The sequence below is a fragment of the Streptomyces sp. NPDC093544 genome, assembly GCF_040683495.1.
Lineage (GTDB): Bacteria > Actinomycetota > Actinomycetes > Streptomycetales > Streptomycetaceae > Streptomyces.
Window position 1 is genome coordinate 36,562 of sequence record NZ_JBFBEA010000025.1, and the last position, 16,890, is coordinate 53,451.

Below are 16,890 nucleotides of genomic sequence, written 5' to 3' on the forward strand. Positions count from 1 at the left end.
GTACCCCCGATGGCCCGTCTCCAGGAGCGGGGCGGCGTCTCATCTGCTGACAATGGCGAAGACCCTCGCGCAGTGTTCGTGCAGGCGCGTCTACGATGTAAGCCTTCACCTCACTGCACCCACCTCGCCGTCCTAAAAAGCCGTCAAAGCTCCACTTGGGAAGGCCAGACGAATCCTGATGGGGAACTCAATGTCGTTCATCGGCCGTGACATGGCTGTCGACCTCGGGACCGCCAACACGCTGGTGTACGTCAGGGGTCGCGGGATCGTACTCAACGAGCCGTCCGTCGTCGCGATCAACACCAACACCGGTGGCATTCTCGCGGTCGGCGCGGAAGCGAAGAAGATGATCGGGCGGACTCCTGGCAACATCGTTGCCGTGCGTCCGCTGCGGGACGGTGTGATCGCCGACTTCGAGATCACCGAGCGTATGCTCCGCTACTTCATTCTGAAGATCCACAAGCGGCGCTATCTCGCCCGCCCCCGTGTCGTCGTCTGTGTGCCCTCGGGCATCACGGGCGTCGAGCGCCGTGCCGTCATCGAGGCGTCGTCCCAGGCCGGGGCGCGCCAGGTGCACATCATCGAGGAGCCCATGGCCGCGGCCATCGGTTCCGGCCTGCCGGTCCACGAGGCCACGGGCAACATGGTGGTGGACATCGGCGGCGGCACCACGGAGGTCGCGGTCATCTCGCTCGGCGGTATCGTCACCGCGCAGTCCATCCGCGTCGCGGGCGACGAGCTGGACAACGCGATCATCCAGCACATCAAGAAGGAGTACTCCCTCCTTCTCGGTGAGCGGAGTGCCGAGCAGATCAAGATCACGATCGGTTCGGCGTACGACCTCGACAATGACGAACACACCGAAATCCGTGGCCGGGACCTGGTGTCCGGGCTGCCCAAGACCGTCGTCATCTCCGCGGCCGAAGTGCGCAAGGCCATCGAAGAACCGGTCAACTCGATCATCGACGCGGTGAAGACGACCCTGGACAAGTGCCCGCCGGAACTCTCCGGTGACGTGATGGACCGCGGAATCGTTCTGACCGGCGGCGGAGCCCTGCTGCGCGGTCTCGACGAGCGGCTGCGCCGCGAGACCGGCATGCCGATCCATATCGCGGAGGACCCGCTGGACAGCGTGGCGCTCGGCGCCGGCAAGTGCGTCGAGGAGTTCGAGGCACTTCAGCAGGTTCTGGACGCCCAGCCGCGCAGATGAGGTAACTCTTCGATTCCGCCGTACGAGATGAACCCTTCTCGTACGGCGGATCGTTGATATTCAGGAATAAGCTCCCCCATAAGATCCTCAACACCCTTGGCAATTCTGCTCGGGGTGCGCCCCTGTTGACGCATCCCGGCCTATCCCGATCCATCGCGACTCAACTCGACTCGCCAGGACTGACGACGACGACCACGACTGACGACGACTGCCCACGACCCATCCCGAACTCATTCCTGAACCATTCCGACGTAGGAAGGCACGGCCGCCGCACGTGAGGGACACACGAGAGAGCCGGCTGCTCCTGGTGCTGCTGATCGCCATCGCGTTCGCTTTGATCACGGTGGACATCCGCGGTGGCGAGGATTCACCGGTCGACGGTGCCCGGGGGGCCGCCGCGACGGTCTTCGGCCCGATCGAGAACGGGGTGGCGTCCGCGGTCGACCCCGTCGGCAACGCGGTCGCGGCAGTCCGCGACTCGGGCGACCGGCACGACCGCATCGCCCAGCTCGAACAGGACAACGCGGCGCTGAAGGCGAAGCTCGGCAGCGACGACCGCAACAGCAGCCGTCTCGCACAGCTCGACAAGATGCTCAAGACGGCGGGCGCCGGCCAGTACGGCATCAAGGGCGCCGAGGTCATCGCCATAGGAGCGGCCCAGGGCTTCTCCTGGACCGTGACGATCGACGTGGGCACCAGCGACGGCGTCACCCGTGACATGACCGTGCTCAACGGAGACGGACTGGTCGGGCGTGTCACCACGGTCGGCCCGAACACCGCCACCGTGCTGCTCGCCAACGACCCCGACTTCACCGTCGGCACGCGCATGGAGGCCACCGACGAACTCGGCTTCGCCTCCGGACAGGGCGACCAGCCGCTGCGCGTCGAGCTGCTCAACGGCAAGGCCAAGATCAACAAGGGTGACCGGCTGGTCACCTTCGGCTCGCAGGCCGACAAGCCGTTCGTGCCCGGCGTACCCGTCGGCGTCGTCTCCCGCGTCGACCCGTCCGGCGGCGACCTGACCCGCACCATCTACGTCAAGCCGTTCGTCTCGTTCACGAAGCTCGACATCGTCGGCGTCGTGGTCCAGACCCCCGACAAGGACCCGCGCGACGCCGTACTGCCGCCGAAACCCAAGCCAACGCCCACGCCGACGGTGACCGTGACGGTCACCCCCTCGGCGGACGTGCCCGTCGACGGCCAGCTGCAGTAGGAGCCGAAGCCCCATGCGTTTCAACCGGATGCTGCTCTCCACCACCCTGGTGGTCGTCGCCCTGGTGATCCAGGTGAGCGTCCTCGCCCGACTCCATCTCCCGGGCGCCGTCCCCGACCTGCTGCTGCTGACCGTGCTGGCCCTCGCCATGGTCTACGGCCATGTCGGCGGCGCCCTCATCGGCTTCGGCGCCGGCCTCCTCGCCGACCTCGCCCCGCCCGCCGACCATGCCGCCGGGCGCTACGCCCTCGTGCTGTGCGTCATCGGCTACCTGGCCGGGCTGGTGAAACCCGACAACGGCCAGCTCAAGTCCGCGACAGGACCGATGGCCGTGGTCGTCGCCGCCGCGATCGGATCCACCCTGCTGTACGCCGGTGTCGGAGCCCTCGTCGGCGACACCTCCGCCCGCCATGTGGGCCTCACCGGCCTGCTGTTCAGCGCCGCCCTGTACGACCTGCTGCTCGCACCCTTCGTGGTCCCAGGGCTGATGGCCCTCGCCAGACGCGCCGAGAACGATCCGCTCGCCGAGACCAACTCGGGCGGCAAGTCGGCCGACGTCGCCGCGGGCTGGCTGTCCTCCGGCACAGGGCTGCGCATCGGCAGCCAGCGCGGGGGACTGAGAGTGAAGGCCGCCAAGGCGCGGGTCGCCAGGGCGGGACGCATCAAGGGGGTCAAGCGGCTTTGAGAGCGCACCAGTTGGTGGCCCGGTCACACAGGTTCACCGTGTACTCGTATGACTCGTACGCACACTGAGAGGGGGAGGCAGCAGCAGTGACCAACATCCCCGAGACCGGTCGGACCCCACGGGTCCAGATCCGACTCGTCGTCATCCAGATTCTCGTACTGTCCCTCCTCGGCACCCTCGGCGGACGCCTCTGGTATCTCCAGATCCGCAACGGCGACGAGTACGCCAAGGAGGCCTCCGGCAACCACGTGCAGCAGGTCGTCAGTCCCGCCGTACGCGGCTCGATCCTCGACGCCCGCGGTGTGCCGATCGCCGACAACGAGACCCGGCTCGTGGTCTCCGCCTCGCGCACCGACCTGCTGAAGATGAAGGACGACGGCGAGGCCGTCCTCACCAAACTCGCAGGCGTCCTCGGCATGAAGCCGCAGGACGTCATGGAGAAGGTCCGCCTCTGCGACGCCAAGACGCCGCAGCCGTGCTGGAACGGCTCGCCCTACCAGCCGATCCCCATCACCGACGAGGCCACCGCCAAGCAGGCCCTGCAGATCCGCGAGCGCTCCGAGGACTTCCCCGGCATCAGCGCCGAGCCCGAGGCCGTACGCCGCTACGCCGCCCCCGGCGGAGCCAACACCGCGCAGGTGCTGGGCTATCTCTCGCCCGTCACCGACGACGAGATCACCAAGGCCGAGGACAGCGACTCGCCGTATCTGCGCTCCGACCAGGTGGGCCGCTCGGGCCTGGAGCGCCAGTACGACCAGGAGCTGCGCGGCAAGGCGGGCGTCACCCGCTACGAGGTCGACAACCTCGGCCGCGTCATCGGACAGGCCGAGAGCGACGCCGCCCAGCCCGGTTCGAACGTCGTCACCAGCATCGACGCCCGCGTGCAGAGCGTCGCCGAGTACGAGCTCAACGAGGCGATGAAGGTCGCCCGCACCGAGTTCGACAAGAACACCGGCGAGAACTACAAGGCGGACTCCGGGGCCGTCGTGGTGATGGAGGCCAAGACCGGCCGTGTGGTCGCCATGGCGTCCAACCCGACGTACGACCCGAACGCCTGGGTCGGCGGCATCTCCGGCAAGGACTACGCCCAGCTGACCGGCAAGAACTCCAACTACCCGCTGCTCAACCGGGCGATCCAGGGCCAGTCGGCCCCCGGCTCGATCTTCAAGGTCGTCCCGACGGCCGCCGCCATCAATGCGGGCTACTCCTTCGACGGCCCCTACGAGTGCTCCAGCTCGTACTCCGTCGGCGGCCAGGTCTTCAAGAACTTCGAGTCCAAGGGATACGGCCCGATCAGCCTCGGCCGGGCCCTGGAGGTCTCCTGCGACACCGTCTTCTACCGCCTCTCGCACGAGGAGTGGAAGAAGGACGGCGGCATCGACCCGAAGAAGAACCCCGACGACTGGTTCTACAAGACGGCCCACCAGTTCGGCCTCGGCGCGGAGACCGGCATCGATCTCCCGAACGAGGTCACCGGGCGCATCCCCGACCGCCAGTGGAAGGAAAGCTACTGGGAGGCCAACAAGGACGCCTGGTGCAAGTACGGCAAGAAGGGCGGCACGTACGCCGAGCAGATCGCGTACGAGAACTGCCTCGAAGGCAACAAGATGCGCGCCGGTGACTCCGTCAACTACTCCATCGGACAGGGCGACACCCTCGTCACCCCGATCCAGATGGCGGCGATCTACGGAGCGATCTCCAACGGCGGCACCCTGTACGAGCCCACCGTCGGCAAGGCCATCGTCAGCGCCGACGGCAAGAGCGTCGAGGAGATCGCGCCGAAGGCGAACGGCAAGCTGCCGATGACGTCGAAGACGCGCGACGAGATAGACGGAGCCCTCGCGGGAGTCGCGACCACCGGTACGGCCGCCTGGCGATTCGGCGGCTGGCCGCAGGACGAGATCCCGATGCACGCCAAGACGGGTACCGCCGAGGTCTACGGCAAGCAGACGACCTCGTGGTTCGCCACGTACACCAAGGACTACACGGTCATCATGACCATCTCCCAGGGTGGTACGGGTTCCGGTGCCTCGGGCCCCGCCGTGCGCAACATCTACAACGCGCTCTACGGCGTCTCCCCGGACGGCAAGATCGACAACAAGAAGGCGCTGCTGCCCACCCCGCAGAAGAGCCTGCCGAAGGTCCAGTCCGACGGTTCGATCGACGCCCCGAAGATCGAGAAGTACGACCCGAAGAAGGAGCAGGCCACCGAGCCCGCTGCGTTCACCGGGACGGACGGACAACTGCCCGGGGCGACGACCTCGTCGCCCTCGGCCGAGAACCGTGACACCCGACGGCGCAGAGCCCGCCCGAAGAGGCGAAGGATCCTGACATGACCATCGCCCCGAACAAGAGGCGGAGACTCGTATGACCGGCGCGAACAACTTCTCCGTCTCCGGGTACGGACCCGAACGCGGCAGCCTCTCGCGGCTGTTCGCCCGTGACTCGCTGACCAGGCGTCTTGACTGGCCGATACTCTTCTCGGCCATCGCGCTCTCGGTCATCGGCTCGGTCCTCGTCTACTCGGCGACCCGCAACCGCACCGAGATCAACCAGGGCGACCCGTACTACTTCCTGATCCGGCACCTCATGAACACCGGCATCGGCTTCGGCCTGATGGTCGGCACGGTCTGGCTCGGCCACCGCACCCTGCGCACGGCCGTCCCGATCCTGTACGGCCTCTCGGTCGCCCTGATCCTCGCGGTGCTCACCCCGCTCGGCGCCACGGTCAACGGCGCCCACGCGTGGATCGTGCTCGGCGGTGGCTTCTCGCTCCAGCCCTCCGAGTTCGTGAAGATCACGATCATCCTGGGCATGGCGATGCTCCTTGCGGCCCGTGTCGACGCGGGCGACAAGCCCTACCCCGACCACCGCACGGTCCTCCAGGCGCTCGGCCTGGCCGCCGTGCCGATGATGATCGTCATGCTGATGCCCGACCTCGGCTCGGTCATGGTCATGGTCATCATCGTGCTGGGCGTGCTGCTCGCCTCCGGCGCCTCCAACCGCTGGGTGTTCGGACTGCTCGGCGCTGGTGCGCTCGGCGCCATCGCGGTCTGGCAGCTCAAGATCCTCGACGAGTACCAGATCAACCGCTTCGCCGCCTTCGCCAACCCCGAGCTCGACCCGGCCGGCGTCGGCTACAACACCAACCAGGCGCGTATCGCGATCGGTTCGGGCGGCCTCTTCGGCACCGGCCTCGGCAAGGGCTCACAGACCACCGGCCAGTTCGTCCCCGAACAGCAGACGGACTTCGTCTTCACCGTCGCGGGCGAGGAACTGGGCTTCGTCGGCGCCGGGCTGATCCTGCTGCTCCTCGGCGTCATCCTGTGGCGCGCCTGCCGTATTGCCCGCGAGACGACCGAGCTGTACGGCACGATCGTCGCCGCCGGGATCATCGCCTGGTTCGCCTTCCAGTCCTTCGAGAACATCGGCATGACCCTCGGCATCATGCCGGTCGCGGGGCTGCCACTGCCCTTTGTGTCGTACGGCGGCTCATCGATGTTCGCGGTGTGGGTGGCCGTCGGGCTGTTGCAGTCGATCAGGGTGCAGCGACCGATGTCCGCCTGAGACTTGGGCGCCCGGGTGTCGCCCCGGACAACGTGGGGCGACACCCGGGAAAACGACAAATGTGGCCGAGATGACGGGTCCGGACACATCGGGGTCTGCCGCCGGCCCGAGATCGCGTCTAGATTCGGTGCATGGCGGACACAAAGCGCGAGATCGAGCGAAAGTACGAAGGTCCCGCAGCCGAGGGTGACGCGGGACTGCCGGAACTGACGGGCGTCGCAGGGGTCGCGTCCGTCATCGACAAGGGCGTCGCCGAACTCGACGCCACCTACTACGACACGGCCGACCAGCGGCTCGCCGCCGCGTCCCTCACACTGCGCCGCCGCACCGGCGGCGACGACGCGGGCTGGCATCTCAAATTCCCCGTCGCCGAAGACGTACGCGACGAGATCCGGGCCCCGCTCTCCGACGACCCGCCCCACTCGCTGACCGGCCTCGTACGCTCCCGGGTGCGCGACGCCGAACTCGTCCCCCTCGTACGCCTGCGCTCGGCCCGTGACGTCCGCCATCTCGTCGACGACTCCGGCGCCCTGCTCGCCGAGGTCAGCCTCGACCGTGTCCGCGCCGAGCGGCTCAGCGGCGGCGGGGGCACCGCCGAGTGGACCGAGATCGAGGTGGAGCTCGCGGACGACGGCGACCCCGCCTTCCTCGACAAGGTCGAGAAGAAGCTCCGCAAGGCGGGTCTGGCCCGCTCCTCGTCGGCGTCCAAGCTGGCGAAGGCGCTGGGGGAGACGGCGCCGAGGACGAAGGGCAAGAAGGCCGGGGCGCCTGCCGTGGGGGCCGGTGCGCCCGCCGTGGCGAAGGAGCCCGTCAGTGCGGGCGACCACGTTCTGGCGTACATCCGCACCCAGCGTGACGCGATCGTCGAGCTGGATCCCGCCGTCCGGCGCGACCTCCACGACTCCGTGCACAGCATGCGCGTCGCCACCCGTCGGCTGCGCAGCGCGTTCCGCTCGTACGGCAAGATTCTCGACCGTGCCGTCACCGACCCGATCGGCGACGAACTGAAGTGGCTGGCGGGCGAGTTGGGCGTCGACCGCGACCAGGAAGTCCTCACCGAACGGCTGACGCAGGCCCTCGAAGACCTGCCGCGCAACCTTCTCTCCGGGCCCGTCCCCGCCCGTCTGAGCACCTGGTCGGATGCCCGCCGCGGCGGCTCCCGGCAGCGGCTGATCGACGTACTCGACGGCGAGCGCTACCTCGACCTGCTGATCGCGCTCGACGCGCTAGCCGCGGATCCGCCGCTGCTCAAGGCGGCGGCGGGCGACCCGTCGACGGTGATCGCGAAGGCCGTACGCAAGGACTTCAAAAAGGTCTCCGACCTGATCGCGGAGGCTCTCGAACGCCCCTCCGGCGCCGACCGCGACTTCGCGATGCACGACGCCCGCAAGAAGGCCAAGCGCACCCGGTACGCGGCCGAGGCCGCCGCCCCCGCCCTCGGTAAGCCGGCCGCCGACCTGGTCAAGTCGATGAAGTCCCTGCAGAGTCTGCTCGGCGACCACCAGGACAGCGTGATGGCCCGCGAAGCGCTGCTCGAACTCGGGGCCCAGGCGTACGCGGCGGGGGAGAGCGCCTTCACGTACGGGGTGCTGTACGGGAGGGAGGAGCAGCGGGCGGCGGCGGTCGAGGCGGCGCTGCCGGAGGCCTGGGAGACGATCGGGGAACGGGCCGCGGTCTGAATCACCGCCTGTGCCCGGGCGGCCGGTGGATCGGCGGTGCGGGGGGTACCTCGGGCCGCGTTAGGCTGGATGACCACTCCTGCCTTGCCTGCCCTGCCAGCTAGCCCTGTCAGCCCACTCAGCTCACGAAGGTTCGCCAGATGCCAGCCGAATCGGTCTTCCCGCAGCTCGAAGCTCTGCTCCCGCATGTGCAGAAGCCGATTCAGTACGTCGGCGGAGAGCTCAACTCCACGGTCAAGGACTGGGACGCCTGTGACGTCCGCTGGGCGCTCATGTACCCGGACGCGTACGAGGTGGGGCTGCCCAACCAGGGCGTCATGATCCTCTACGAGGTACTGAACGAGCGCGAGGGCGTGCTCGCCGAGCGCACCTACAGCGTGTGGCCGGACCTCGAGGAGCTGATGCGGGAGCACAAGGTCCCCCAGTTCACGGTGGACAGCCACCGGCCGGTGAAGGCCTTCGACGTTTTCGGTCTGTCCTTCTCCACGGAGCTGGGCTACACGAACATGCTGACGGCGCTGGACCTGGCGGGGATCCCGCTGGAGTCGAAGGATCGGGGGTTGGACGACCCGATCGTGCTGGCCGGCGGCCATGCGGCCTTCAACCCCGAGCCGATCGCCGAGTTCATCGACGCGGTGATCATCGGCGACGGCGAGCAGGCCGTGCTCGACATGACGGACATCGTCCGCGCCTGGAAGGCGGAGGGCAGGCCGGGCGGTCGCGAGGAGGTGCTGTTCCGCCTCGCGAAGACGGGATCGGTGTACATCCCGGCGTTCTACGACGTCGAGTACCTCGCCGACGGCCGCATCGCGCGCGTCGTACCGAACAAGTCGGGCGTCCCGTGGCGGGTCAGCAAGCACACGGTCATGGACCTCGACGAGTGGCCCTACCCCAAGCAGCCCCTCGTCCCGCTCGCGGAGACGGTCCACGAGCGGATGTCGGTGGAGATCTTCCGCGGCTGCACACGCGGCTGCCGGTTCTGCCAGGCGGGCATGATCACCCGCCCGGTGCGCGAGCGCTCGATCACGGGCATCGGCGACATGGTGGAGAAGGGCCTGAAGGCGACGGGCTTCGAGGAGGTGGGCCTCCTCTCCCTCTCCTCCGCGGACCACTCGGAGATCGGCGACATCGCGAAGGGCCTGGCGGACCGGTACACGGAGGACAAGATCGGCCTCTCGCTCCCCTCGACCCGCGTCGACGCCTTCAACGTGGACCTGGCGAACGAGTTGACGCGCAACGGGCGTCGCTCGGGCCTGACCTTCGCCCCTGAGGGCGGCAGCGAGCGCCTGCGCAAGGTCATCAACAAGATGGTCTCGGAAGAGGACCTGATCCGGACGGTGTCGACCGCCTACGGCAACGGCTGGCGCCAGGTGAAGCTGTACTTCATGTGCGGCCTGCCGACGGAGACGGACGAGGACGTCCTCCAGATCGCCGACATGGCGATGAAGGTCATCGCCGAGGGCCGCAAGGTCTCCGGCCAGAACGACATCCGCTGCACGGTGTCCATCGGCGGCTTCGTGCCCAAGCCCCACACCCCGTTCCAGTGGGCCCCGCAGCTCTCCGCCGAGGAGACGGACGCCCGCCTCACCAAGCTCCGCGACAAGATCCGCGGCGACAAGAAGTACGGCCGCTCGATCGGCTTCCGCTACCACGACGGCAAGCCCGGCATCGTCGAGGGCCTGCTCTCCCGCGGTGACCGCCGCATCGGCGCCGTGATCCGCGCGGTGTACGAGGACGGCGGCCGCTTCGACGGCTGGCGCGAGCACTTCTCCTACGACCGCTGGATGGCCTGCGCCGAGAAGACCCTCCCCGCCTTCGGCGTGGACGTCGCCTGGTACACCACCCGCGAGCGCACCTACGAGGAGGTCCTCCCCTGGGACCACCTCGACTCCGGCCTCGACAAGGACTGGCTCTGGGAGGACTGGCAGGACTCCCTCGACGAGACAGAGGTCGAGGACTGCCGGTGGACGCCTTGCTTCGACTGTGGGGTGTGCCCCGCCATGGACACGACAATTCAGATCGGCCCCACGGGCAAGAAGCTGCTGCCGCTGGCGGTCAAGGGTGTTGAGGGCAGCGGACACGCTCACTGACATGAGTGAGGGGTTGCGGCGCGTCGTAGAGGCTCTCGGGGACGGCAGCGAGGAAGAGGTGGCTGCTGTCCTGAGGGCGCTTGGTGCTCGGAGCGAGCGGCGGGGGATCGTGCGGGAGGCGCCGAGAACGCCTCTGCCGCTGTCTGGGGGCTCTTCTACCGTTCACTCCGAGGTGGAGTGGTTTGAGGACTGACAGCCCAGGAGGGGGCTGTACGGGGCTGGTCGTCGCCTGAGTGGCTGTTCTCGGTTCGCGGGGTGGGTCTCTGGCTTCCTGGCGTGGCGTTGCCCGCTACGGAGAAGGCAGTCATGCCAGTGAGTGAGCCGCCTTCGAGTGGGCCGTCGGCGAGTGGTCCTCGGTGGCGGAGCCAGGGCGATGACCATGCTCGTTCTGGGGAATGGGCGTCACCTGCGCCCCCGCCGCAGAAGAGACGGCGGGGGCGCAGGTGTCTCGGAGGCTGCGCGGAGCCCTGGCGCTGTGGTCGGCATCGTCGTCGTTGTGATGGTGATCGGGCTGGCGGAAACGGTCAAGGATCCGCTGGCGAATCCAGCCGTCGGCCGATGTGAAGGTCGCGTCTTGCGAAGTCGATTCGACAATGCGGTCTTCGGGGTTCACGTCCGGAATTATGAACGACTTCTGCTCATCCGAGCGTTAGCGCATGCGCCGCTATGCGGCCCGTCAGCTACGGTTTCAGACTGTCCAATTTTCCCTCACTCCAGCGACGCCACAACGTGCGCGAGGCTGACGACGTCCGGATTCTCGCCCCATCCTCGCGCACGGCAGGTATGGAGAAGCCCCAATACCGTTGGGAATACATGCTCAAGAGCCTTTGCTACGGGAAGTGGCTTGAGCACTTTCTTGCCATCGGATCCTCCTAGTGTTACGACAAGGTCTCCAGGGGAAGAACTTTCGACGATCAGCCAAAATGGTCCGTCATAGAAGCGCACTTGCCTGGAAAGGAATTTCCTCTCCCTGGCCGCCACTAGTGCGCTGGTCAGTTCACAGGTGAACGCTACCGGCATATCGTTCCACCCGGGTTCGGGAAATTTCTCATCAGCGGCCTCGATCCAGACACCTCCCCAAATAGTCCCGGAGCGAGAGATCTCCAGCGACTCCAAGTCGCAGAACAGAGAAAACTCCACGATTATCGCCAGACCGGGTAGGCAGTCTCAATCAACTTTGTTGACTTATCCAGCCACATTTCGATCTCCAGCCCTTCCGCCATACCTCTGAGAAGTATCCTGGACCCCTGCGACCGGCCCGCCGGAACAGCAAATCGATAAGCCGTTATGATCGTCGATTCGATCTTTTTCGGCGACATGTAGTCGGGAAACTTTGTCTTTTTCATGCTCTGCTTATAAATCTTTCCATCCGCCGTATGCCTCTCAAGTACGTGGATCATATCCACCGCAACGGTTTTCCAGGAAGGCAAGTTTATCGCCTTCGGGAGGAGGTAAATACCCCTGCCCCCTCCCGAGACCGGGAAGGGCACCATGCTCGCGTAGTAGCCGAGGTTGTAAGCCGGCGGGCAGGTGATCTGGGCTCCGCTGAAGTAGCTGAACCCGCCGAGGGTCAGCCCGTCGAGCAAGCCGAGGCCTGCCTGGCCCGCCGCCTCGATCGCTGCCTTGGTCACGTTGTCGGAGAGGTTCTTCGCCGACTGGACCGCCGGGGACTCCGTTGCGGTTTCGCGGTCCTCCTTCGCGCAGTCGTTGTTCCAGCCCCAGTTGCCCGAGAACAGATCCTTCATCTGCGTGGTTACGCTGCACAGGCCACTTGGATCGACGCGGCTGGTCGGCATGTTCTCCACGTAGGCGTACGGCTGCGTGTAGGGCGTGTCCGTGTCAGGGGTGAGCGGGTCGGGGCGGGTGAAGCGGCCAGTAAATGTGTCGTATTGGCGGGCCCGCAGGTCGAGGTAGCTGGTCGTCGTGTCGAAGTAGGCGCCGGCGTAGGAGGGTGCGGACTCCGGGGCACCGCCGGTCACGGTGCTGCGGACGCGGGTGCCGAAGGGGTCGTAGGCCCATCGCTGGAAGACCGTGCCGGTGCTGCCGGTGACGTCGAGGGGCGAGCCCAAAGCGTCGTGGGTATAGGTGTACACCTTGCCGGCGCCGGTCTTGGCGGAAGCAGCCTGGCCGAGCGGGTCATAGCGGTAGGACTGCTGGACCGCCCCTGTGCCGTCGTACTCGGTGGCCAGGGTCGGGAGCGGGGCGTTGGGGTCCCACTCGGTGCGCTTGGTGAGAGCGCCGGCCTGGCTGGTGGTGACCAGGTTGCCCTCGGCGTCGTGCTGGTAGGCGTAGGCAATGCCGCCGACATTGGCGGCGGAGATCTGCCCGGCTAGGTCGTAGGTGTAGGTGTTGGCTCCGGCCTTGGTCTGGTTGCCCTCGCCGTCGTAGCCGTAGTCGGTGGTCGTGGTCCCGGTGGTCGACGAGAGGAGTTGGTCGGCGGCGTCATAGCTGTAGCTGGTGTTCCTCGTGCCCAGCGTCGCGGTGAGGCGGTTGCCCGCCTTGTCGCAGCTGTAGGTGGTGGTGCGGGTGTCGGCGCAGCCGCTGACCGTCGGCTGGGGGAAGCAGCCGGCGGTGATGCGCCCGGCCTTGTCGTAGGTGAGGTCGTAGCCGCCTGTGGCCACTCCGGTGCGGGTGGTGTCGATGTGGGTGGGCTGCCCGGCCGCCGACAGTGTGAGGGCGGTCTTGGTGATCACCGCTCCGGCCTGTGTGGAGGCGACGGACGTCAATCGGCCGGCAGTGTCGTAGGCACGGTCCTCGATGAGGGTGTTGGGGAGCGTGGTGCGAGTGAGGTTTCCGTCGGGGTCGTAGGCGTAGTTGGTGGTGGTGGAGTCGGCGGCCATGGTGGAGGTGCGGCCGTCGGCGTCGTAGGTGTTGGTGATGGTGTTGCCGTCGGCGTACTTGCGGGTGAGCATCTGGCCCGCGGCGTCGTAGGTGTAGGAAAAGCCGCGGGTCTTGGTGAGCTGTCCGGCGCTGTTGTAGACGAAGTCCTCGGAGAGGACGCCGTTGTTGCGCAGGGTCATGAAGTGACCCCGTAGGTGCCGACACTTCCGTTTTATGCCACGAGGTCCAGCCGTTGGTGGAAGCGGGTCCTCGCCTGGTGCGGCGTGATGTAGCCGATGGTCGAGTGGAGTCGCTCCCGGTTGTAATACTCAGCGATCCACCGGAAAACGTCCTGTCGAGCTGCGGCCCTGGTCTCCCATATGGTCGTACCGATCTCGGCTTTCAGGACGGCGAAGAAGCTCTCCGCTGCTGCGTTGTCGAAGCATGAACCGGTCCGGCCAGCGCTCTGACGGATATCCAACTCGGCCAACACACCCCTGAATTGGCGCGACGTATATTGCGACCCGCGGTCCGTGTGAAAGATTGCGTTACCAGCTGTGTGTCCGCCGATATAGGCCATTCGGATGGCGTCTGCCACCAGTTGAGTACGCATGTGGTCGGCCATTGCCCAGCCCACGACCTCCCGCGTGCACAGGTCGATCACCGTCGCCAGATACAGCCACCCCTCAGCCGTCGGCAGATAGGTGATATCGCCGACAAGTCTCAGACCCGGCATCGGAGCCGTGAAGTCCCGCAGAATCAGATCCGGCGCGGGTGGCGCGGCGCGGTCCTGCTTCGTCAGGCACCGCGACTTCCGTCGTGTTATCCCGGTGATCTCCCGCTCCCGCATGATCCGTGCGACCCGTTTGTGGTTCACGACGTGGCCTTGATGGTGCAGTTTCTGCGTGATCCTGCGAGCGCCGTAGGCGCCCCGGGAACCGGTGTGGATGTCCCGGATGCGGCGGGCCAGGTCCTCTTCCGCGTCGGCCTTCTCCTGCCGTGCCTCCTTGTTTCCGTGCCAGGCGTAGTAGCCGGAGCGGTCCCATCCCAGGACGTCGCACATCCGCTTCACGCCGTGGGCGTTCCGGTGCTCGTCGACGAAACGGAAGCGGATCACCGTGTCGTCTCCCGCGCGAAATAGGCGGCGGCTTTCCGGAGGATCTCGTTGTCCTCCCTCAGCCGCGCGTTCTCCCGCCGCAAGCGTTTGAGCTCGTCCGTGTCGGAGGCGGTCATGCCGGCATCACTTCCGCCGTCCGCTGCTTCGCGACGGGCCTTGTCATCGCGGACCCACTTGCGCAGCGTCTCGAGATGGATGCCCAGGCCCCGGGCAATGTCCGTGAGCGAACGGTCCTTCGAAGAGTGCACCAGGTCCAGTGCGTCCCGCTTGAACTCCGGGGGGTAATTCTTCCGCTTTGCCACCATGGATCACTTCCCCTGGATGTCGCAACATCCAGCGTCCAGGTGTCGGAGTTTCGGGGGTCACTCCAAATGCCGCCGCACCCACAGGAACAGACACAGGCCGAGGGATGCCTCGCGGTCGCGATCCGTATCCCGGTGCGGATCGTGGTGCTCGTGCTGGTCCTGCCGGTGCGGATGGTGTGGGACGCGCTGGTCGTCGGTGGCCGGTTTCTGCGGGACTACGCGCTGCGGCCGGTGGGGCGCGCGCTGGCGTGGGTGGCGTGGGCGGTGTTCGTCTGGCCGTTGGTGACGGCGTGGCGGTATGTCGTCGTGCCGGTCGGGAAGGCGGTCGGGTGGCTCGGATACGCCCTTGTCGTGGTGCCGCTGGTGTGGCTCTACCGGACCGTGCTGACACCGATCGGGCATGCGGTCGCCTGGCTTGCCCGGGGGATCGGGGCCGGGATCGGCTGGGTGTTCCGGGGTATCGGGGCCGGCCTCGGCTGGGTCTATGCGCGGGTGCTCACGCCCGTCGGGCATGCGATTGCCTGGCTGGGCAGGGGCGTGGGGGCGGTACTCGCGGCTGTCGGGACCGGGCTGTTCGCCGCTGTCGCTTGGCTGGTGCGGTATCTGTTCGTCGTGCCGGGTGTGTGGCTGTACGAGTGGGTGCTCGCGCCCGTCGGGAGGGGGATCGCCTGGACCGTGCGGGGGCTGGTGTGGCTCGTACGGACGATCTTCACCGGGATCGGGGTCGCGTGTTACTGGACCCTGCGTGTGCTGCTGGTGCTGCCCGCGCTCGCCCTGTGGCGGTGGGTGCTCGTGCCGGTCGGGCGCGTCCTGGCCGTCATCGGGCGCGAGGTCGGTACCGCGCTCGGGCACGCCTGGCGCGTAGCCGGGTACATCTCGCTCGCCGTCGGGCGGTTCCTCGGGCGACTCTTCCGGTGGATCTTCGTGGAGCCGGTGCGGTGGGTGTACCAGGCCGTGCTGACTCCCGTCGGGCATGCCGTCCGCGACACGGTCCTGCGGCCCGCCGTCGAGGCCGCGCGCAGCGTGGGACGGGCGACACGGCAGGCTCTCGCCGCTGCCCAGGAGTCCGTGCGGCAGGCCCGTGCCGACTTCCGGCGGATGCTCTTCGGGACGCCCAGGGAGCCGCTGCCGGTCCCGCGTGAGCCCGCGCCCGTTGCTCTCGTCGGCTCCCGGCGGGAACCGGGAGCCGACGAGACACGTACTCTAGGTAGTAGTAAGACCGCTCTCACGAAGGACTGAACGACACTGGGCAAGCGACAGCCCGAAGGCCCGCCGCCCGCACCCGCGGTGCAGCGCATCCGACTGCGCTACACCAAGCGCGGCCGCCTCCGGTTCACCAGCCACCGTGACTTCCAGCGCGCCTTCGAGCGTGCGTTGCGCCGTGCCGAGGTTCCGATGGCGTACTCGGCGGGATTCACGCCGCATCCGAAGGTGTCGTACGCCAATGCCGCACCCACCGGCACGGGCAGTGAGGCGGAGTACCTGGAGATCGCGCTCAGCGAAGCGCGTGACCCGGACAAGCTGCGTGATCTCCTCGACGAGTCGATGCCTGTCGGGCTCGACATCATCGAGGCGGTCGAGGCCCGGACGTCCGGGCTGGCCGACCGGCTCACCGCTTCGATCTGGGAGCTGCGCCTCGACGGCGTGGACCCTGCGGACGCGGAGCGTGCGGTCGAGGCCTTCAAGGCGGCGGATGTCGTCGAGGTGCAGCGCAAGGCCAAGAACGGCATGCGGACGTTCGACGCCCGTTCCGCCGTGGCAAGCCTCGAAACAACGAGCGGCCAAGCAAGCAATCAAGCAAGCAGTGAATCAAGCAATGGGACGAACAGTCCACAGGCTGATAGGTCGAGCGACCAGGCCTGTGCGATACTGCGGCTGGTTGTTCGGCACGTGACGCCTGCCGTTCGACCCGACGACGTCCTGTCCGGTCTTCGCGCCGTGGCCGACCTGGCGCCGCCGGTCGCCGCTTCGGTGACCAGGCTGGCGCAGGGGCTGTTCGATGAAGAGACCGGCACGGTGACCGACCCGCTCGCGCCCGACCGCGAGGCAGTCACGGCAGCCCCAGCCGATCGCACCGGGGTCGCCGCATCTGCCGCCGCGAAGGCGCCGGTGCCGGTAGGTACCGCGTAAGGACAGATGTCGTAGCGCCGCCCTCGTACTCGGGAGCCACCTGGGTCGGGCAGTGCACCGACCACAAGACTTTC

Annotated in this window: 14 protein-coding genes; 9 read left to right on the forward strand and 5 right to left on the reverse strand. The window is 67.3% G+C overall.

The features are described from left to right. Positions 1–190 precede the first annotated feature (190 nt). The 7 genes from AB0N66_RS32265 (at position 191) to AB0N66_RS32295 (ending at position 10,444) form a co-directional block, all read left to right on the forward strand. Positions 191–1,210, forward strand: a complete 1,020-nt coding sequence (locus AB0N66_RS32265; RefSeq protein WP_365441694.1) for a rod shape-determining protein — start codon at positions 191–193, stop codon at positions 1,208–1,210. A gap of 274 nt (positions 1,211–1,484) precedes the next feature. Then, positions 1,485–2,423 carry a rod shape-determining protein MreC gene (gene mreC, locus AB0N66_RS32270; RefSeq protein ID WP_365441696.1) on the forward strand — a complete coding sequence of 313 codons (939 nt, stop codon included), beginning with the start codon at positions 1,485–1,487 and terminating at the stop codon, positions 2,421–2,423. Between the two features lie 13 nt (positions 2,424–2,436). Then, entirely contained in the window at positions 2,437–3,108 is a 672-nt protein-coding gene (gene mreD / locus AB0N66_RS32275; protein WP_365441698.1) for a rod shape-determining protein MreD, read from the forward strand. Positions 3,109–3,194: 86 nt separating this feature from the next. Then, a complete protein-coding gene (gene mrdA, locus AB0N66_RS32280) occupies positions 3,195–5,444 on the forward strand; it encodes a penicillin-binding protein 2 (protein ID WP_365441700.1) in 2,250 nt (749 codons plus the stop codon). A gap of 31 nt (positions 5,445–5,475) precedes the next feature. After that, the gene (rodA, locus tag AB0N66_RS32285) at positions 5,476–6,675 is read left to right on the forward strand and encodes a rod shape-determining protein RodA (RefSeq protein ID WP_365441702.1); all 1,200 of its coding nucleotides are present in this window, start codon (positions 5,476–5,478) and stop codon (positions 6,673–6,675) included. A gap of 131 nt (positions 6,676–6,806) precedes the next feature. Next, positions 6,807–8,354, forward strand: coding sequence for a CYTH and CHAD domain-containing protein (locus AB0N66_RS32290; RefSeq protein ID WP_365441704.1), 1,548 nt, complete (start codon positions 6,807–6,809; stop codon positions 8,352–8,354). 140 nt (positions 8,355–8,494) lie between these two features. Continuing rightward, positions 8,495–10,444, forward strand: coding sequence for a TIGR03960 family B12-binding radical SAM protein (locus AB0N66_RS32295; RefSeq protein WP_365441706.1), 1,950 nt, complete (start codon positions 8,495–8,497; stop codon positions 10,442–10,444). 304 nt (positions 10,445–10,748) lie between these two features. Here the strand turns inward: AB0N66_RS32295 and AB0N66_RS32300 are convergent, their stop codons facing one another. The 5 genes from AB0N66_RS32300 to AB0N66_RS32320 all read right to left on the reverse strand — a co-directional run bounded on the left by AB0N66_RS32300 (position 10,749) and on the right by AB0N66_RS32320 (position 14,686). After that, entirely contained in the window at positions 10,749–11,057 is a 309-nt protein-coding gene (locus tag AB0N66_RS32300) for a hypothetical protein (protein WP_365441708.1), read from the reverse strand. Positions 11,058–11,152: 95 nt separating this feature from the next. Continuing rightward, on the reverse strand, positions 11,153–11,584 hold the full coding sequence (locus AB0N66_RS32305; protein WP_365441710.1) for a hypothetical protein: 432 nt from the start codon (positions 11,582–11,584) through the stop codon (positions 11,153–11,155). Positions 11,585–11,586: 2 nt separating this feature from the next. Next, positions 11,587–13,464, reverse strand: a complete 1,878-nt coding sequence (locus tag AB0N66_RS32310; RefSeq protein ID WP_365441712.1) for an RHS repeat-associated core domain-containing protein — start codon at positions 13,462–13,464, stop codon at positions 11,587–11,589. Between the two features lie 32 nt (positions 13,465–13,496). After that, positions 13,497–14,381: an IS3 family transposase gene (locus tag AB0N66_RS32315; RefSeq protein ID WP_365441714.1), complete on the reverse strand. Its 885-nt coding sequence runs from the start codon at positions 14,379–14,381 to the stop codon at positions 13,497–13,499. Continuing rightward, positions 14,378–14,686, reverse strand: coding sequence for a transposase (locus AB0N66_RS32320; RefSeq protein ID WP_365441716.1), 309 nt, complete (start codon positions 14,684–14,686; stop codon positions 14,378–14,380). The genes AB0N66_RS32315 and AB0N66_RS32320 overlap by 4 nt, the downstream gene beginning before the upstream one ends. 66 nt (positions 14,687–14,752) lie before the next feature. On the opposite strand from AB0N66_RS32320, the gene AB0N66_RS32325 reads away from it, so the two are divergent. Further along, positions 14,753–15,925: a hypothetical protein gene (locus AB0N66_RS32325; protein ID WP_365441718.1), complete on the forward strand. Its 1,173-nt coding sequence runs from the start codon at positions 14,753–14,755 to the stop codon at positions 15,923–15,925. A gap of 48 nt (positions 15,926–15,973) precedes the next feature. Continuing rightward, entirely contained in the window at positions 15,974–16,816 is an 843-nt protein-coding gene (locus tag AB0N66_RS32330) for a TIGR03936 family radical SAM-associated protein (protein WP_365441720.1), read from the forward strand. The last annotated feature ends 74 nt before the right edge of the window (positions 16,817–16,890 follow it).